General features: G+C 60.8%; 13 protein-coding genes and 2 pseudogenes. 8 read left to right on the plus strand and 7 right to left on the minus strand.

Going from position 1 to position 18,111, the window contains the following annotated elements:
- Positions 1 to 32: 32 nt before the first annotated feature.
- Positions 33 to 3,083: a D-2-hydroxyglutarate dehydrogenase YdiJ gene (ydiJ, locus tag ACVISU_RS37805; protein WP_456710342.1), complete on the minus strand. Its 3,051-nt coding sequence runs from the start codon at positions 3,081 to 3,083 to the stop codon at positions 33 to 35.
- Between the two features lie 295 nt (positions 3,084 to 3,378).
- Here ydiJ and ACVISU_RS37810 point away from each other — a divergent pair, with 295 nt between their 5' ends.
- Positions 3,379 to 4,083 carry an IclR family transcriptional regulator gene (locus ACVISU_RS37810; protein ID WP_456710343.1) on the plus strand — a complete coding sequence of 235 codons (705 nt, stop codon included), beginning with the start codon at positions 3,379 to 3,381 and terminating at the stop codon, positions 4,081 to 4,083.
- Positions 4,084 to 5,954: 1,871 nt separating this feature from the next.
- Here ACVISU_RS37810 and ACVISU_RS37815 read toward each other — a convergent pair.
- The gene (locus ACVISU_RS37815) at positions 5,955 to 6,221 is read right to left on the minus strand and encodes a hypothetical protein (RefSeq protein ID WP_456710344.1); all 267 of its coding nucleotides are present in this window, start codon (positions 6,219 to 6,221) and stop codon (positions 5,955 to 5,957) included.
- A gap of 207 nt (positions 6,222 to 6,428) precedes the next feature.
- On the opposite strand from ACVISU_RS37815, the gene ACVISU_RS37820 reads away from it, so the two are divergent.
- The 4 genes from ACVISU_RS37820 to fabI are packed head-to-tail and all read left to right on the plus strand — an operon-like array spanning position 6,429 to position 11,639.
- Entirely contained in the window at positions 6,429 to 8,639 is a 2,211-nt protein-coding gene (locus ACVISU_RS37820) for a DUF3141 domain-containing protein (RefSeq protein WP_456710345.1), read from the plus strand.
- A gap of 17 nt (positions 8,640 to 8,656) precedes the next feature.
- A complete protein-coding gene (locus tag ACVISU_RS37825; protein WP_050404490.1) occupies positions 8,657 to 9,631 on the plus strand; it encodes a phosphate acetyltransferase in 975 nt (324 codons plus the stop codon).
- A 5-nt stretch (positions 9,632 to 9,636) separates the two neighbouring features.
- Positions 9,637 to 10,851: an acetate/propionate family kinase gene (locus ACVISU_RS37830; protein WP_456710346.1), complete on the plus strand. Its 1,215-nt coding sequence runs from the start codon at positions 9,637 to 9,639 to the stop codon at positions 10,849 to 10,851.
- On the plus strand, positions 10,848 to 11,639 hold the full coding sequence (fabI, locus tag ACVISU_RS37835) for an enoyl-ACP reductase FabI (protein ID WP_456710347.1): 792 nt from the start codon (positions 10,848 to 10,850) through the stop codon (positions 11,637 to 11,639). Before ACVISU_RS37830 ends, fabI begins: the two co-directional genes overlap by 4 nt.
- A 16-nt stretch (positions 11,640 to 11,655) precedes the next feature.
- Here the strand turns inward: fabI and ACVISU_RS37840 are convergent, their stop codons facing one another.
- The 5 genes and pseudogenes from ACVISU_RS37840 to ACVISU_RS37860 all read right to left on the minus strand — a co-directional run.
- Complete coding sequence (locus ACVISU_RS37840) at positions 11,656 to 12,114, minus strand: MaoC family dehydratase (protein ID WP_050404493.1); 459 nt, start codon at positions 12,112 to 12,114, stop codon at positions 11,656 to 11,658.
- Between the two features lie 18 nt (positions 12,115 to 12,132).
- A complete protein-coding gene (locus ACVISU_RS37845; protein ID WP_050404494.1) occupies positions 12,133 to 12,783 on the minus strand; it encodes a 3-oxoacid CoA-transferase subunit B in 651 nt (216 codons plus the stop codon).
- A 3-nt stretch (positions 12,784 to 12,786) separates the two neighbouring features.
- Positions 12,787 to 13,434, minus strand: coding sequence for a CoA transferase subunit A (locus ACVISU_RS37850; protein ID WP_456710984.1), 648 nt, complete (start codon positions 13,432 to 13,434; stop codon positions 12,787 to 12,789).
- Positions 13,435 to 14,042: 608 nt separating this feature from the next.
- Positions 14,043 to 15,386, minus strand: a pseudogene (locus ACVISU_RS37855) (alpha/beta fold hydrolase); the annotation flags it as partial.
- 56 nt (positions 15,387 to 15,442) lie between these two features.
- Positions 15,443 to 15,643 (minus strand): annotated as a pseudogene (locus ACVISU_RS37860) (alpha/beta fold hydrolase); the annotation flags it as partial.
- A gap of 38 nt (positions 15,644 to 15,681) precedes the next feature.
- On the opposite strand from ACVISU_RS37860, the gene ACVISU_RS37865 reads away from it, so the two are divergent.
- The 3 genes from ACVISU_RS37865 to ACVISU_RS37875 all read left to right on the plus strand — a co-directional run bounded on the left by ACVISU_RS37865 (position 15,682) and on the right by ACVISU_RS37875 (position 18,063).
- A complete protein-coding gene (locus ACVISU_RS37865) occupies positions 15,682 to 16,167 on the plus strand; it encodes an alpha/beta fold hydrolase (protein ID WP_456710348.1) in 486 nt (161 codons plus the stop codon).
- Between the two features lie 192 nt (positions 16,168 to 16,359).
- On the plus strand, positions 16,360 to 17,337 hold the full coding sequence (locus ACVISU_RS37870; protein ID WP_456710349.1) for an alpha/beta hydrolase: 978 nt from the start codon (positions 16,360 to 16,362) through the stop codon (positions 17,335 to 17,337).
- A 207-nt stretch (positions 17,338 to 17,544) separates the two neighbouring features.
- Positions 17,545 to 18,063, plus strand: coding sequence for a hypothetical protein (locus tag ACVISU_RS37875; RefSeq protein WP_456710350.1), 519 nt, complete (start codon positions 17,545 to 17,547; stop codon positions 18,061 to 18,063).
- Positions 18,064 to 18,111: the final 48 nt, after the last annotated feature.

The following is an 18,111-nucleotide window of genomic DNA, read 5'->3' on the forward strand; positions in this document are numbered from 1 at the left end:
GATGTGCTTCCTTTGTGTTGGTGTTGACGGGTTCAGCCCTGCGCATCGGCGAGGCGGCGGAGGCCGGCGCGACCGCCTCTCTCCGCAACGTGCGCGCACAGAACCTCGATCGGGTGACGCAAGCGAACGCCGTCTATGATTTTCGCTTGCGATCGACAGGAATATCCGTCCGCGAGCAGACGGCCTGATTTGCCTTTTTCGGCGACGTGTACGGCCCAGCTGAGCTGGTAGATGCGTTCCGACATCGCCCGGTGCTCGCGCTCGTGGCCGTAGGTGCCGGCCATCCCGCAACAGCCTGAGGGCAAGACCGATAGCTTGAGTCCGAATGCCTCGAACACGCTCGACCAGGCCGCCACAGCCGGCTGCGCGGTGGTCCGCTCGGTACAGTGAGGGAGCAGCCAGTATTCTTCTTGCCATGTCGCCGGCGGAATGCCGTCGAGACGCTGGGCGAGCCATTCCTGCACGAGCTGGACCTGCGGGACGTCGCGTCCCGGAAGCGCGTGGGCATATTCCGACCGATAGGTCAGCGTCATGGAGGGATCGAGCCCGATCAACGCAACGCCGGTGGCAGCGATGTCCTCAAGCGCTGTCGCGTTCGCGGACGCGAGTTGTTCGAACCTGCCGAGGAAGCCGTGGACGTGCAGTGGCTTGCCGTTCGGTCGATAGGGCGAAAGCCAGGGCCGCAAGCCGATCCCGGTCAGGAGATCGACGAGGTCGAGCAGCACCCGCGTGTCGTAATAACTGGTGAAAGCGTCTTGCACGATGACAACGCTGGTCAGGCGCTCGGCGTCAGATAGTTTTGACAAACCTTCCGCTGCAAACGCGACGCCGCGGTGCGCGATTTCGCGATCAAGGTTCAGGTTCGACAGAGGCGGCGTGTGAACGAGCCCAATCGTTGCAGGCAGGCCGGTAGCGGTGGCGAGATTGAAGAGTTTTGGCGCCTTTGCCATCCAGGGTACCAATCGCTCCAGGGCCGCCAGCAGATGGTGTCGCAGGGGCCGCAGGTAACGGCCATGATAAAGTTCGAGAAACTTCGCCCGGAACGTCGGCACGTCGATTTTGATCGGGCACTGCGCCGAACAGGACTTGCAGGCGAGGCAACCGGCCATCGCCTCATGGATCTCGTGAGAGAAGTCGTTGCGGTTGCGCAGCGTTGCAAGCAGGCGAGACGGAAAGGCCATCCAGTCCGGGCGGGCGCGCAGGCGGCGCGCCTCGTCAAGCGGATCGCTCCCTGCCACGGCCAGCCGACGCAGCCACTCGCGCATCAACTGGGCGCGGCCCTTCGGTGAATGACGGCGCTCACGCGTGCCCTTCCAGGAGGGGCACATGGCGTCATCAGGATCCCAGTTGAAGCAGGCGCCATTGCCATTGCAGTGCAGGGCTTCATCGTAACCGGCCCGCACGACTGGCGGGATGGTGCGGTCGCTGTTTCCCTTGGTCGGCACGCCATCGACGCTCAGAAGCTTGCCGCCTTCCGGCACCGCGATCTTGCCGGGATTGAACTGGTTGCGTGGATCGAAGGCCGCTTTGATGGCCTGCAGAACCGGATAGAGCGGACCGAAGAAGCGGGGCGAGAACTCGGACCGAACGCCCTTGCCATGTTCGCCCCACAGCAGTCCGCCGTAGCGCTGCGTCAGCGCCACGACTTCTTCCGTCACGTCGCGGACGAGCGCCTCGGCGCCGACCGCTTTCATGTCGATCGCGGGGCGGACGTGGAGCACGCCGGCGTCGACATGGCCGAACATGCCGTAGTCGAGCCCGCGGCGGTCCAGCGCCGCGCGAAATTCGGCGATGTAGTCGGCAAGGTGCTCCCGTGGAACGGCGGTGTCTTCCACAAAGGGAATCGGCCGCTTGTCACCCCTCATGTTGCCGAGGAGGCCGACCGACTTCTTGCGCATGTCCCAGATGCGCTCGACATCCTTGGCGCCGCGCGCAACGGTGTAGCCGCGCCGGCCTGCACCGGAGCTGTCCAGTAAGGAAGCGAGGCGGCCAACCGCGCGCTCCACCTCCGCCTCATCGTTGCCGACAAACTCGACAAGGTTGACGCCGCGCGCCCGCTCGCCACCGTCCTCGGGAAAGAAGCCGGTGACATCGGCCCAGATCAGGTCGTCCTGGGCGAGCGCAAGAACTTTGGAATCAACCGTCTCAATGGATGCGGGTCCGAAGGGAACAAGAACCTGTGCGTCGCGCAGCGCTGCATCGAAGCTGTCGTAGCGCACGTTGACGAGCGCGGTGTGGCTCGGCAGCGGCAGAACCTTCAGCGTGGCTTCCGCCAGAAAACCAAGCGTGCCTTCGGAGCCGCAAAGGATCGCATTCAAGTCAAAACGCCCATCCGCGGTCCTGACATGGGCGAGGTCATAGCCCGTCAGGCAGCGGTTGAGCTTCGGGAAGAGTTCGGCGACGCGCGTCGCGTTTTCGCGCTCGAGCCTGTCGACTTCGCGATGGATGCTTCCGGCGAGATCCGGTCGCCCCTGGGCCTGCGCCAGTCCTGCCTGATCCAGCGGCCGGGAATGCCAAACGCTGCCATTGGAAAGAACGGTCGTGAGTTCGAGCACGTGGTCGCGTGTCTTGCCATAGAGACACGATCCCTGGCCGCAGGCATCGGTCGAGATCATTCCGCCGATGGTCGCGCGGTTGGAGGTCGAAAGCTCGGGCGCGAAGAACAAGCCGTGAGACTTGAGTGCCGCGTTCAGCTGGTCCTTGACGACGCCTGCCTCGACACGCGCCGTCAGCCGCTGCGGATCGATGGCCAGGATGCGATTCATGTGGCGCGACAGGTCGACGACGAGGCCTTCCGTCAATGACTGGCCGTTGGTGCCGGTGCCGCCGCCGCGCGGCGCAATCCGCACATCCGCGAAGCGTTCCTCGCCGAGCAGCTTCGCGATGCGCACGAGGTCGTTGACATCTAGCGGAAAGGCGATGGCCTGCGGGGTCAGTTGATAGATCGAATTGTCGGTCGCCATGACCGTTCGGTCCGCGTTGCCCGCGGTCAGATCGCCGGCAAAGCCGCGCGCTCGCAGTTCGGCGCAGAAGGCGCCGTAGAGCGGCAACGCGGCAGGTTCGGGCGGAAGGCGCGGGATCATGAGGTCACGCCGGCCCTCTACGGGCACCTCTTGTCCTGCTGCGGGTCCCTATAGCTCCGGCAAATAATGCGCCGCACCCATCACCCGATGAGGGCGGAGTTCGACCAAAAGCCACCGAAGCTCCGATTTGCATTTTCCTTCCCTTTGCGTCCTGCTCTGTAACAACGGTATCATAGTGTTGTTAATTTTGAAACACCGTTTCATTTTCAATAGGACGTATTGACCTGAGGATCAAGCTGGGAGGTTATGAGACTCCTGCAGGTCAGGTCTCGAAAACGAGCGGACGTGGAAAAGAATGCTGAAGGGAGTACGAAACAGGCCGAAGCTTGAAGGCGTCGCATCGGCCGAAAGGGTGTTGGCGGTGCTCACGGCCTTTCGACGCGGAGACGATGCGCTGGAATTGACGGAGCTCGCCCGCCGCACGTCACTCGTGAAGAGTACGATCATGCGTCTTTGCATCTCGCTGGAAAAATTCGAATTGATCGAGCGATTGGAAGATGGGCGCTATCGCCTCGGCGTCGAGTGCGCCCGCATCGGCTCCGTCTACCAGCAATCCTTCGCGATGGAGGGGCGCATTGTGCCGGTGCTAGAGCGTCTCGCCGCTGAGTCGCTTGAAACTGCGTCGTTCTACATTCGGCGTGGCAATCAACGGATCTGCCTGTTCCGGGCGGACTCGCCGTATCAACTTCGAATGAATGTCCGTCCAGGCGACGCGCGTCCAATGGACGGCTCGTCGATTGCCCAGGTCCTAAGTGCCTTCAGCGGAAAAGCCAGACAGAAATCGGCGGACATCCAAGTTCCGATTTATAGCTGCGGTGTAACCGACCCGCACGTTGCGTCGCTTGCGATGCCGGTCTTTGGCCCCGAAGGAAGCCTTGTCGGCGCTCTCGCGCTTTCCGGTCCATCTTCCCGCCTCACCGCCGATCACGCAGGCGGCCTGGGGCCGCGATTACGCGAAGAGGCCGAACGGCTCTCGTCTCAATTGGGCGCGCAACTCTGAAGGCATTGCACGTATTCGCATCAAGACGGCAACCGACTCGTCGACAACAACGTGGCTTTCGAAGAAGAAGGTTCGGTTTGGAATCGACGCTCATGTCTGCTTCTGGCCGTTTCGCTCGGAGTATCACTACTCTGGCCGGTCGGGCTCGGGCGTTAGAGCAAGGTTCGTAGGTGTCCGATCGCAACGCTGGCGCAAATAGGAGCCTCATACGGGGGGCACCTCGGGCCAACCAACGGCGACTTCTCGGCTGCGGCTCGGCAATGCGCGGGTTCCTGATTTACAATTCGCTTGTAACCTATTGATCTATATGACCACGTTGAGTGCGGTATTTGCAGCTGAGTATCTGTAATAACCCGCAGAGGAGCAGACACTTAATCAGCGGCTCTGTCGGAGCATCTCCACCAATCGATGAGTGGGGGATGATTACATTCGCCATGACCCAAGTTGGACCAGTCCATCGAGCGGTTTGCGATGCGCGAACTAGCGCACGAACGAAAAGTGCACGTATCTGGTGCGGTTTCTGGAGCGGTCGTCGTTCTGCGGGCAACGAGAACCAAGCAAGATATTGATCTCATTGGTGGGCCCGGCAGGACTCGAACCTGCAACCAGACCGTTATGAGCGGCGGTGCCAACCTGACCTCGTAAAGGGCAGGGCTCTTATTCAGCGGTTGGGCCAAAAGGCACTTTTATCCACGAAATGCACCTCAATTCGTTTTTAGCTTCAGTAACCCGTTGAAATCGCAGCAAACGCGAACGCCCTCCGAGCGCACCATAAACACAAAACGGAGATGCGTCGCCGCAATGGACTTCACTCTGACGCACCTGGCCCGGAAATCTGGCGAGGGTATACTTCCTTAGCTCATAGATGACGGTCTGCATGATTACCGGAAAAGGTCGGCTCTTCAGGGTGAACCGGACGTCCCCGGTTCGGTCGCTATGAGCGGCTTGTGACCCAGATCGGAAGTTCACAGATCGTCCTGGTTAAGCGGCGCGGCGCGCTGCTGCGCCTACCGATTGCCCTTCAGGGCCTGGCGTAGTGTGGGAAAGATTCATGTTTCATGTTCCAGCCGGTAGAGACCGGCTTCCCGCTAGATGCGCAAGCGATTGCCAGTAGTTGCTTAGCAGCCTAGCATTGAAGCCCGCTTGAGTTCCGGCCTTCAGCCAATTGTCTTCGGGAATTTCGTCGAGGGCCATCTCATATCGGTCTGCCGGCATCCTAGGGATGTAGAGAGTTTGCTCGGAAATGGCGCTCCACGTTGCCGTACCGAAGTCGAAGGATGCAGACATCCCGGCCTACGGAGATTTCAACAAAACCAAAGCAAAAGTTATTGAGGTGCTGGCAGAGCTGAAACGCAATGATTTCAATTGTCCTGACGGAGGGCGTGTCAACCGAAGTTGTTTGAAGGGACTTCGGTTGTTTCGGTTTCTACGAGTTCAACCCATGTTTCCTTCCCTGACACAATGATGCACGTCAGCGCGCGCAGCACGGCCAGAACGCGCTCCGCTAACGGCGCATGCGCGGCGGCTTAGCGAGATGGACTTGCCAAGTGCTGTTTTCACGAAGCCATCCAGTCAAATCGACGGTCGCACAATCCCAAGGCTCGATGCTGGGCGCGCCCGGTTCGTTCTTCGGCAGGTGATTTCTTCATGGTGTGTTCCTCCGGGGTGATTGGTGAGCATTCGAGGAGCAATTCTCGATCTTGAACTCCTCGGTGAGGAATTCCCGCCTCGCTATAAAGATAGAGCCAGGTGTACGACCTGCGGGTCCGTTCCACGCCGGACCCGAAAACCGAACTTGGCGAAAACCCTTCGCATCGCCGTGTTCTCCGGCAGCACTTCGGCCACCAGCTCCTTGAGCTCAGCCTTGCGTGCTAGGATCGCAAGGTGGTGCCCTGTCCCTGATAGTCATCGATCACCACGAAAGCGACCTCGGCTATTCCGGCCGTCGCGACGACATACCGACCTCCGCCGATTATCACCTCGTGTCCATCCTCGTCAGTAAGCGCAACCAAAGCGACGTGCTTGGCAAAATCGATGTTCAGGAAGAAGGCGACCTCGTTCTCCGAGAAGCGGCGTTTGGGATCGAAGAAGCGGCGTTGAAGCGATTGGTCGCCGGTCCGGCTGATCGCGGACAACATGTCGTCTTTGTCGTCGGGCCGTAAGGCGCGGATGGTGACAACTCGGCGATCGCGCAGACGTTCGTTGGCTGCATAATTTCGGGCATCGGCGCGACCTGTCCTCCCGAGTCAAGGAAGAGCGCAGGACCTCGATCGTGGCTTGACTTAAGTCAACGCCCCGGGCGCGCCAAGCGGTTCTATTCAGTCGTTGGCGGAGGAACCGAAACGATGTCGCTGGACAATCCGCAAATCCCGGGCGGCCCTATGTCAGGAGTCGTCGCCAAGGCCGTGGAATATATGGTGGACGCCGGGCAGCGCAGTGTGCTGCTTCTGGACATCCTGCGCCAGCGTGGTGACCAGTATCGTGAGCATGTTGCCCAGACGGCACCCCACGTCCTGAGTTATGCCGCCGAACTCATCCTGGATGGCCGCGAGCTGGAGCAGCCGGTCAACTATGCGTTGGTGCGCATAATCCCGCCAGAGGGCGTGGAGATCGACCTCGAGCGGCGGCCGTTCGTCGTCGTCGACCCGCGCGCGGGACATGGGCCGGGGATCGGTGGCTTCAAGGCCGACAGTGAGATTGGCGTCGCGATGAGGGCAGGGCATCCCTGCTACTTTATCGGTTTCCTGCCCGACCCGATGCCGGGCCAGACCATCGAGCGCATAGCGCGCGCTGAAGCCATCTTCATCGAGAAGGTCATCGAGCGGCATCCCGAGGCTGATGGCAAACCGTGCGTAATTGGCAATTGCCAGGCCGGATGGGCGATCATGATCCTTGCGTCGTTACGTCCGGAACTATTCGGTCCGGTGATCGTGGCGGGCGCGCCACTGGCTTATTGGGCTGGCGTGCATGGCAAATATCCGATGCGTTACTCCGGGGGACTGCTCGGTGGCAGCTGGTTGACAGCACTCTCCAGCGACCTCGGCGCCGGCAAGTTCGATGGTGCCTGGCTGGTCCAGAACTTCGAGAACCAGAATCCGTCGAACACGCTGTGGACCAAGCAGTACAACGTGTACTCCAAGGTCGACACCGAGGCCGATCGCTATCTGGAGTTCGAACGGTGGTGGGGCGGGCACGTAAACCTCAACGCCGAGGAGATCCAGTTCATTGTCGATGAACTCTTCATCGGCAACAATCTTGCTGCCGGTCGCGTCACGATGTCCGACGGAACCGCAGTCGACCTGCGCAATATCCGGTCGCCAATCGTGGTGTTCTGCTCAAAAGGCGACAATATCACGCCTCCGCAACAGGCGCTGAACTGGATTCTGGATCTTTATGCGGATGTCGACGAAATCAGGGCCCATGGGCAGACCATCGTCTACACCGTTCATGAGACGGTCGGCCATCTCGGCATTTTCGTTTCCGGCGGCGTCGCGAAGAAGGAGCACGCAGAGTTCTCGAGCAACATCGACTTGATCGACGTCCTGCCACCCGGCCTCTACGAGGCCACATTCGAAGCGAGGGGAGCCGATACGCTCAATGATGAGCTTGCTGTCGGACAATGGGTGATGCGCTGCGAGGCCCGCACGCTGGACGACATCCGGGCGATGGGAGGGAATTCGCCCGAAGATGAACGGCGGTTCGAGACCGCAAAGCGTGTATCGGAGATGAATCTCGCCGCCTATCGGAAATACCTGCAGCCTTGGGTCAAATCGATGGTGACGCCGCAGATGGCGGAGATGATGCGCAATTGGCATCCGCTCCGCCTCCAATACGAGGCGTTCAGCAGCGAAAACCCATGGATGAAGATGGTCGAGAATGCCGCGGACAAGGCGCGCGACGCGCGCAAACCTGCCACCAAGGACAATCCGTTCCTAACGTTCCAGGAGCAGATATCGAAGCAGATCGTCGGTTCTCTCGATCAGTGGCGTGACTTGCAAGAGGCGCTGAGCGAAGCGATGTTCCTTGCGATCTACGGTTCGCCCGCATTGCAGGCGGCAGTCGGTGTTGATCCGCAGGCGAAACCCTCACAACGGCGCGAGATGGATCCAAGACACCGCGAGCGTCTGCAAGCCCGCGTCGCGGAACTGTCGTCGAAAACGGGCTCCGGCGGCCTCCGAGAGGCCGGCGTTCGCGCCTTGGTCTATGTCGGATCGGCCCGTGGCATGGTCGACGAGCGTAGCCTTGAGGCGTTGCGGCGTCTTCGGCGAAGCGACGAGTCCGGGCGGATGACGCTCGCGGAATTCAAGAAGTTGGTGCGCGAGCAGTTCTTCATGCTGCTGCTCAACCGGGATGCCGCACTGGCGGCCATTCCAAAACTCCTGCCTGACAACATGGACGAGCGCCGCAGGGCGTTTGCTGCCATCCAGGAGGTGTTGTCGGCCAGCGCGGACATATCCGGCGAGGTGGCCAGGCGGTTGAAACAGGTCGCCGGGCTGTTCGGGCTCGACGGCCAGGACAACACGGTCCCTTTCGATCCGAAAGCCCGGGCTTCATAGCTACGCGGAGCAGAGCAATGGATGTTACGGCAGCCGGAACGAGCGAGAACCGACCGGGATCGAAGTACGATCGCTTGATCACGACGGCGAAGGGAGTTCCGTCAGTTTCCACCGTCGTCGTGCATCCCTGCGACGAGAGCTCGCTGCGCGGTGCGATCGATTCCGCGCAAGCCGGGATCATCAAGGCGATCCTTGTCGGCCCGGCGGCACGGATTCGGGATATGGCAGCGAAGCACGACCTGGACATCTCCGGTTACGAGATTGTCGATACGCCGCCGACGGAAGCCGCCGCGGCGGCCAGAGGCGTCGAGCTGATCCATGAGGGCCGGGGCGAGGTCCTGATGAAGGGGAGCCTGCACACCGACGAACTGATGCGCAGCGTGACAGCCAAGGTCGGCGGTCTCCGCACCGACCGACGCATCAGTCATGTGTTCGTCATGGATGTGCCGGCCTACACCGATACGGTGTTCGTTACCGACGCCGCCATCAACATCTTCCCGGATCTCGACGGCAAGCGCGACATCATCCAGAACGCTGTCGACCTCTACAATCAGGCCGGTTTCGGTACCACGCCGCGCGTCGCGATCCTGTCGGCTGTCGAGACCGTGACGTCGAAGATCCCGTCAACCATCGAAGCGGCTGCGCTTTGCAAGATGGCGGACCGCAAGCAGATCACCGGCGCCCTGCTCGACGGCCCGCTCGCCTTTGACAATGCGATCGACATGGAGGCGGCGCGGATCAAGGGCATCAAGTCGGAGGTTGCGGGCAGGGCGCAAATCCTGGTCGTGCCCGACCTCGAGTCTGGCAATATGCTGGCGAAAAATCTGGCCTATTTTGCCAAGGCCGACGGCGCCGGCATCGTCCTCGGCGCCCGTGTGCCGGTCGTGCTGACCTCGCGCGCCGACTCCGCACGGTCCCGTATGGCTTCAGCCGCGGTAGCGGCACTCTATGCGGATGCGCGACGCCGCAGCGCGCCCATCGCCGCTGCGTGACCGCCATGCATACGATCCTCGTCGTCAATGCCGGCTCCTCCAGCGTGAAGTTTCAGGTCTTCGCGGTGGAAGGCGCGGGCAGGCTTCGCCGGCAGCTGAAAGGCCAGATGGACGGGATCGGCAGCCGGCCGCGGCTGCGCGCTAGCGGTTCGAGTGGCGAGCCTGCTGCCGACCGTGCCTATCCGATCGAGACGGTCGCCGATGTTCCGGCCGCCATGTCGGTCGCCGGCGCCTGGCTGAGAGACGAGCTCAACATCAAACCGGTCGCCGTCGGCCATCGCGTGGTGCACGGCGGGCCGGATCATGCGCGCCCGGTGCTAATCGATCCCGCGGTCGTGACCCGGCTGGAACGCTACGCGCCGCTGGCGCCGTTGCACCAGCCGCATAATCTGGCGCCTATCAAATCACTGCTCACCAATTTCCCTGGCCTGCCCCAGGTCGCCTGCTTCGATACGGCATTCCACCGAGACCATCATCCTCTGGCTGACCATTACGCCGTTCCGCATGCGCTCTACGACGAAGGGATCAGGCGCTACGGCTTCCACGGCCTGTCCTACGAATACGTGTCCAAGCGGCTGCCACAGGTGGCTCCCGAGATTGCCGGCGGACGAATCATCGTCGCCCATCTCGGCAGCGGGGCCTCGATGTGTGCGATCAAGGCAGGCAAGAGCGTCGAGAGCACAATGGGATTCACCGCGCTCGACGGTCTCGCGATGGGAACGCGGCCCGGCCAGATCGATCCTGGCGTTGTCCTGTACATGATCGCCCTGAAGGGAATGTCGGTCTCGCAGGTTCAGGATTTCCTGTACCGCGATTGTGGCTTGAAAGGCCTGTCCGGCGTCAGCAACGACATGCGCGAGCTCGAGGCCAGCGCAGACCCGCGCGCAGCATTCGCGATCGACTATTTCGTTTATCGCATCGGCCTCAACGCCGGCATGCTGGCAGCCGCGATGGAAGGACTCGACGGCTTCGTCTTCACGGCGGGTATCGGCGAAAATTCCGCTTCGATCCGCGGCCGGGTCGCCGAGAGGCTGGCCTGGCTCGGCGCCGCCCTCGATCCGGTCGAGAATGCCAAGCATGCGACCCGGATCTCGCGGTCTGGCAGCCGCATTCCCGTCTACGTCGTACCGACCGATGAAGAGTTGATGATCGCGCAGCATACGCTGACGCTGCTCATGAACCAGCAATCGCCAAACCCGAACCGCGAGAGAGTGTCATGACCATCCCGGTATTTCCCGAGACCAAGGTTGCGCTGAAAGGCAAGAAGGGGTTGATCGTCGGCATAGCCAACGACCAATCGATCGCCTGGGGCTGCGCCAAGGCGTTTCGGGCGCTCGGTGCCGAGCTCGCCGTCACCTATCTGAACGAGAAGGCCAAGAAGCACGTCGAACCGCTGGCCAGGGCGCTGGAATCCCCGATTTTCATGCCGCTCGACGTGATGGGCGAAGGAGAGACCGAGAAGGTGTTCGAGCGGATCGAGAAGGAGTGGGGCCAGCTTGATTTCCTGCTTCATTCGATCGCCTTCTCGCCGAAGGGCGCCCTGCATGGCCGCGTCGTCGACGTCGATCGTGAGGGCTTTCAGAAGACCATGGATGTGTCCTGCTGGTCGTTCCTGCGGATGGCGCACCTGGCCGAGCCGTTGATGAAGAACGGCGGCACGATCTTCACCATGACTTATTACGGCAGCCAGATGGTGGTGAAGAACTACAATGTCATGGGTGTCGCGAAGGCCGCTCTCGAGGCCGCGGTACGCTACGTCGCAGCCGAGCTTGGGCCGAAAGGCATTCGGGTTCACGCTATTTCGCCCGGTCCGCTCGCCACGCGCGCGGCATCCGGCATCCCTGAATTCGACGAGCTGATGGACAAGGCTCAGTCGCAGGCGCCGACGCGCAGCCTCGTCAGCATCGACGACGTCGGCAACGCCACGGCATTCCTGGCTCTCGACGGTGCAAAACTGATCACCGGCAGCGTGCTCTATATCGATGGCGGTTACCACATCATCGACTGAGCCGCACCGTGACGGTTCAGGCGTAGTGCAGACCGATGACTTCCGCGACGCAGGCAGGGCGGGTACCGCCCTCCATCTCGATCACCACGCGGTAATGAACCCTCAGGCCGTTCGGCGGCACGTCTTCGGCTTCCGCAATGCCGACCCGCCCACGCAGCTTTGATCCAGCCGGAACAGGCGCCAGATACCGGATCCGGTCCGCGCCATAGTTCAGCGTGTTCTTCAACCCCTTCAGGCCCATCACCGAGCGAATGAACATTGGGGTCAGGCTCAGTGACAAGAGGCCGTGGGCGATGGTCTTACCTCCGGGCATTTCGGCCTTGGCCCGCTCCTGGTCGACATGGATCCATTGTTCGTCGCAGGTGGCGTCGGCAAACTTGTCGATGCGCTCCTGGGTGATCTCGATCCAGTCGCTGACTCCGACTTCGGTGCCAACCGCCGACTTGAGCTCGTTGAATCCGTTGAAAATCCTCATGGCATCGACTCGCTTTGGTCAGAATGTCATCTCGGGGACGGTATCGGGAATCACGAGTTCTGCTTCCGTCACCGCCAGCACCTCCGCGACCGTCAGGCCGGGCGCTGTTTCAAGCAGGGTCGCTTTGCCGCCGGGGAACGCGATCACCGCCAAATCTGTCACTACAAGATCAACTGAACGCGCTGATGTGAGTGGCAGGTTGCATCTGGCTACGATCTTCGACTTTCCCTTTGCCGCATGCTGCATCGCGACGATGACGCGCTTGGCACCGCTGACGAGGTCCATTGCGCCGCCCATGCCCGGCACCATCTTGCCCGGGATCATCCAGTTGGCCAACTGGCCGCCGGCATCGACCTGGAGGCCACCCAGCACCGTGATATCGACATGGCCGCCACGGATCAGGCCGAACGACATGGCACTATCGAAGGTCGCCGCGCCAGGCAATGCGCTGATGGGCTTGCCGCCGGCATCAGTCAGTAGTGGATGGGCCAAGCCCTGTTCGGGAATTGGGCCAGTCCCGATCAAGCCATTCTCGGACTGAAAGAACACCCTGAGCCCGGCTGGAACGTAGTTCGCTACCAAGGTCGGAATCCCAATGCCGAGATTGACAAGGTTACCCGGCTGCAATTCCTTCGCTACGCGACGCGCGATGATGGTTTGTGCATCCATGGTTCACCCATTCGCGACGAGATAGTCGACCAGAGGTCCTGGCGTGACGACGTGATCGGGAGCAATCACGCCGACCGGAACAATGTGTTCGGCAGTGACGATGACGGTGTCTGCCGCCATCGCCATGACCGGATTGAAATTCCGCGCGGTGAGGGCATAGGACAGGTTGCCGGCGTAGTCGGCCAAGAAGGCGTGTACCAGCGCGAAATCGGCCCGCAGGGCGGTCTCAAGCAGATACGGTTTGCCGTCGACTTCGATCTTCTGCTTACCTTCCTCGACAAGGGTACCAACGCCGGTGGGCGTCAGGACGCCGCCAAGACCGCAGCCTCCCGCACGGATACGTTCAACGAAAGTGCCCTGTGGAATCAGGTCGACCGTGATCTGATTGCCCAACATCTGCTGCTGCGCCTTCGGATTTAGCCCTATATGGGTGCCGATCATGCTCGATACCTGCGCCCCATCGAACAGCTTGCCGACGCCCTTGCCAGGCGTGGCCGCATCGTTGCTGATCAACGTCAGGCCCGACTTCTTTTGCCGGACCAATTCGTCGAGCAGGCGCTCGGGCGTGCCCACGCCCATGAAACCGCCGACCATGACGCGCGCATTGTTCGGGATCATCGCGACGGCTTCTTCGGCGGAAACGGCCTTCATGATCACTCCGCAATCGATCCAAGGTGGGATGATCCAGCGAACACTGCTGCTTGGTACGACGGCAACGTTGATCTGGGTCAAGGCCCGCGTCATTCGTCATCGGCGCGGGGCTTGATCCCGATGCTTTCCAGCACATCCGCCCACAATTTGCGTACCAGTCGATGCCGGTCATTCACGGCCGCGCCGACGGCGTCGCGGACGGATTTGAGTTCGTCACTCTTCAGAAAATAGATCTGTGCCTGGATCAGACGGCTGCTTTCAAATTCGATCCGGCGCAAAGCGGCGACAAATGGATCATCTGTGGACGCTTCGACGGGTAGGAGGGCGGCGGGCCGGATCGCGCCGTGCGCGGCATGCCCAAGGGCCGCAATGTCGATGGTGGTGGCAAGGCGCCGATCGGCGATGCCGGCCGTCGGGGTGGGTACCCAAGCGGCCTCCCAGATCAAGGTGTTGTAGAAAACCATGATATCCGGCATCCATGAGGTCGCGCGCAAGAGAAGGGAAACGATCTCCGTCTCGCGATGCAGCTGTGTGTTCAGTTCGGTTTGCCAGCCGGCGTTGAACTGACCCGGCAGGGTGAGAGCGAGCTGCCGCGCAAGCGCGCCATGCAGCCCGCTGCGCAGCGCATACTGCATGATATTGCCGTAGTGGCCGGCGAATGCTCCCTTTCCGTGGATGATGACCAGGACCTTCGGATCCTTGTCGGTGCCGTAGTATTCATCCATGTAGCCGATCTGCCAGGTGGTGCCCTTGGCGTCCTTGGCGTTGGCGTATTTTACGGGATAGGGATAGGTGACGTAGTCCTTCCAGAAGGATTTCTTTGGATCGATGTCGGATGCCACGCCCGGCGTACGGAAGTTCTTGTCGACAAATTGCTGCGCCTTATCGAGGCTGGCAACATCATCCATGAACGACACAAATTTCGGATCGTTCTTGTGGCCATTGATGATAGAAAATACGCCGTAGTGGGCGACCGGGCTCTCCTCGGCAATCAGATCAGCGCCCGGGATGTTTTCGACCGCCTTCTCGGCGAGCTTGAAGTTGAGCCACAGGTCGTTCTTGATGTGCATGACCAGCGTGCGCGACTGGATGCGGCCGAGATCATTATTAATGTTGTGGAGCTCGCCAACCCGATTGCGCCATACCAGATCAACGGCGTCATACAGCTTCGATCGATTGATCACGCTGAGTCCGGCCTTCTCGTTCGGCGGATCCCAATAGAAGATTTCGGGCTGCACAGCGGTGAACGACTGCGTGGTCCGGTACGACAAATCATAGCCGGTCAAGCCGAGTACCGACCAGCCGAACGCCATACCCATCAGCGGGTGCTTCTCTTTGGGCAGGTTGTAGTAGTCCCCCTTGGTCTGCTGCCAGATCGGATCGGACTGGATCGCCGCAGTCATCAACTGGAACGTCCAATTTCCGACGGGATCGCCGGCGTCCGACTGCGTTGTGCCGCCGATCGGCATCAGTGCGCTGACATATTCCGGATGCATGACGCCCCAGACATAAGTCTGCGTGCCACCCATCGAGACACCAGCGGCGAGCGCGACCCTTGCGATCTTCAGATGATCGCGAAGCATTCGGTAGTTTGCCTGCACCATATCGAAATAAGTGTACTGCGGGAATTTGATCCCAAGACCATCCGAGGGCTTGCTCGCACCCCAGGTGCCGAGCGGATCGACCATGACGACATAGTAGCGATCGGTATCGATCGGACGGCCCGGTCCGATGATCGGGACGCCGCCCGAAAGCGCGGTACCCTTGACCCACTGCTCGTACATGTCGGTGGAATCGCCCGAGTAGTAGGAATTGATGACTACCGCGTTGGTGATCTCGCCAGCAGCATTGCGCCGCGGCGTACCGATCGCGATGTAAGCGGTGCGCAGCTTTCCTCCGCCCAGTGATTCAAGGGTGACGCCCCCCTCACCACCATTTTCCCACTTGGCAGGAGCTTTGCCGTCTTGCCCGGCGCGATTGTGACTTCGCGCGGATATTCCTCAAGGCCCGCAGGCGCTTCGAGCACCAGGCTCCTCACGGAATCGGGATATGTCAACGCATAGCCCAGGATCAGTTGGCCACCCAGGGAATGCCCAAGGTAGGTCGCCTGCTTGACCTTGAGCTGGTTGACGACGAGGTCATAGACCACTTCCCGCATGTCCTGCATGGTCCGCGCCGGGCTCTTGTCGAGATTTCCGGGACCTGACATGCCATAGTGCGGCAGATCGGGAGCGATCACCCCTCGGGTTGGCTTTCAACGCAGAGCAGATCGACCTTTTTCGTGCGATGATGGCGAGCCGTGAGTTGACGCGCGCGGTGATGGCAACGGCTGCATCATCTTTGTTCCTTCCAGATAGCATGTTGCCGAATGGTGTGCCCAAGTTCCGCGACGGACTGGGGGCAATCCAATCTCTGTTCGAGCGAATCCTGGATCAGACGGCTGGCGTCTCTGAAGGAGTCTGGATTGGCACCCCAGTCAATCTCACGCGCGAACGGGAGAGCCGCGAGCTCGAGCGGCGGATGTCCGAAATCAGGCACTCCCATCTCGTTGTCTGGGGAGAGCGAGATGGCTGGATTGCGCTAGCCGACCTTCAGAAGATGACCGCGGCGATGCCTGACTGCCGGCTTGCCGTCGTGCCGGGCGTCGGCCACTCAATGAATCTGGAAATGCCTCCGCTCTACGCCGGCTATTTTGGCGCCTGCTTTAGCGGAATAAGCGAGCGGAACAGCTGAGGGCCGTCCGCAAAGTCGGGGATTTATAGATCTGCGAAGCGACAACAGCCGAACGGGAAAGGCGCACGACGGATGCATCGACGGGTCCGAACTGTCGCTTCCTTTCAAGTTGCAATTGCCTTGCTGGCGGTCTCGACCTGCTGCTCTTGCTCGATCCGGCCCCTGCAAGGGGTTCTGGTGCCAAGCGACGAGATGGTCGAAGCCGCCACGCAAGTACCCATCCTTGTCGGAACGACGCGGGCTCGATCTAGCGGCGACGCTGGTGAGATGTTTAGCCGAGAGGCGTCGAACGAGCTGGCGTTTGGCCAAGTCACGATTTCCATTCCGTCAGATGGTTCTCGTACGGTCGGTGAAATACAGTGGCCGATATCCCCTCCAGGCGACCCACGCAAAGACTTCGTGACCACGTCGGCGGACTATCTGGATCGCGCCGCGTTCGAAGAAGCCGTCACTACCGTGGCCAGGTCAAAGCATCGCAGCAAGGCAATGATCTTCATTCATGGAGTCAACAATCGCTTCGATGACGCGGTGTACCGCCACGCCCAGTTCGTCCAGGACGGCGGGCTTCCAGTTATTCCAGTTCTTTTTTCGTGGCCGTCGCAGGGAGCGGCAAATCTTGGTTCATATGAGCACGACCGCAAGGTCGCGATGCAATCGGGCGTGTCGTTGGCCCAGCTGTTGGATGTCGTGACCTTGAATCTCAGCGTCAACGAGATCACCCTTGTGTGCCACTTCATGGGCTGCCTGGTGACTCTTGATGCACTCCGCGTGAAAGCACCGCGCAGGGGAACGATGTCGAAGCTGAAGAACGTAGCGATGGTCGCGCCCGACGTTGCATTTGACGAGTTCATCAACGTTGTCGAAGGAATGGGCTCCCGGCGCCCCCGCATCGGCTTGTTCTTGTCCCAGGATGATGTCGCCCTAAAAATCTCAAAGTCGATTTCGGGAGGGACAAACCGTGTGGGAGACATCAATCCAGAGGAGGAACCATACAGGAGTGCGATTGCGCGCCAGAAAATCCTGGTGTTCGATCTGACGCATCTGGGAGGAGACGACTCCCATTCGAGAGCGTTCGACGCAATAAACACCGTCATGGGCATGTTGGAGCGCAGACTTGCGCAAGGACAGCAACTCGGAGAGGACAAGTCACGAACGGTCTCAGCCAAATGAGACGTTCGACGAGCCTTAGCGCCCCCTCATGTTAAGGGGGGGTGAAGGTGTGCTCTTGTACACGCCGGTGGCGGCATTATCTCGCACGATCGCCGGTATTCAAACGGCGGGCTCGAAGCGATCAGAGACGGCGTCACATGCTAGGCGAAAGGGTGTGCTTCCGCCGCATTGCCGCACCCGGCCTTGGGCTTGCGAAAGGGCAATTCGATGAGCGATGACGACAAGCGTTCCAAAGCGGAAGCCGAACTTGAACGCGAAATCCGCCAAGGGCGAAAGTTCACGGCGAAGGAAGCCATCGGGCGGATGCTTGGTCCGGGCGCGATGAAAGGCGGCTCCGCGGTTTCCAGAGTGCAGGCGGCCGAGATAGAGATCGATACATGGTTGCGAAGCAATCTTATCGATTCGACGGGAGCATTGCAGGCACTCCTACCGCGCCAACTCAAAGGAAGCGTGCTGCTGCTTAACAACCTAGATCAGCGGCTCCGCGCCTTGGCCGACTATTGCCAGCGGGTTCTAGCCTCAGATGATCGCCTTGAAGAACTTGTCCGCCAAGCCGACGTCGAATGGGGACGACGTATGGGAGAGCGGCCTTATTTCAACAGGGAGGGGTCTCCGCCGCACCCAGACGATCCCTATACCAACGATTCCGTTCGCACCGCGCTAGACGGGATTGTAAGGCGAATTTCCGAGGTGACGGGCGGGCAAGCCTCTTCGACGAAACCCTGAGCACACAGCAGTTTTGCATCAAGGCGTGGGCCGTGTGCTCGTGGTTAG

This window comes from Bradyrhizobium sp. USDA 4452 (genome assembly GCF_054063575.1).

Bases quoted from the DNA above. Each gene is read 5' to 3' on its own strand.
- ydiJ (WP_456710342.1), bottom strand. From the start codon at position 3,083: ATGATCCCGCGCCTTCCGCCCGAACCTGCCGCGTTGCCGCTCTACGGC.
- ACVISU_RS37810 (WP_456710343.1), top strand. From the start codon at position 3,379: ATGCTGAAGGGAGTACGAAACAGGCCGAAGCTTGAAGGCGTCGCATCG.
- ACVISU_RS37815 (WP_456710344.1), bottom strand. From the start codon at position 6,221: ATGTTGTCCGCGATCAGCCGGACCGGCGACCAATCGCTTCAACGCCGC.
- ACVISU_RS37820 (WP_456710345.1), top strand. From the start codon at position 6,429: ATGTCGCTGGACAATCCGCAAATCCCGGGCGGCCCTATGTCAGGAGTC.
- ACVISU_RS37825 (WP_050404490.1), top strand. From the start codon at position 8,657: ATGGATGTTACGGCAGCCGGAACGAGCGAGAACCGACCGGGATCGAAG.
- ACVISU_RS37830 (WP_456710346.1), top strand. From the start codon at position 9,637: ATGCATACGATCCTCGTCGTCAATGCCGGCTCCTCCAGCGTGAAGTTT.
- fabI (WP_456710347.1), top strand. From the start codon at position 10,848: ATGACCATCCCGGTATTTCCCGAGACCAAGGTTGCGCTGAAAGGCAAG.
- ACVISU_RS37840 (WP_050404493.1), bottom strand. From the start codon at position 12,114: ATGAGGATTTTCAACGGATTCAACGAGCTCAAGTCGGCGGTTGGCACC.
- ACVISU_RS37845 (WP_050404494.1), bottom strand. From the start codon at position 12,783: ATGGATGCACAAACCATCATCGCGCGTCGCGTAGCGAAGGAATTGCAG.
- ACVISU_RS37850 (WP_456710984.1), bottom strand. From the start codon at position 13,434: ATGAAGGCCGTTTCCGCCGAAGAAGCCGTCGCGATGATCCCGAACAAT.
- ACVISU_RS37870 (WP_456710349.1), top strand. From the start codon at position 16,360: ATGGTCGAAGCCGCCACGCAAGTACCCATCCTTGTCGGAACGACGCGG.
- ACVISU_RS37875 (WP_456710350.1), top strand. From the start codon at position 17,545: ATGAGCGATGACGACAAGCGTTCCAAAGCGGAAGCCGAACTTGAACGC.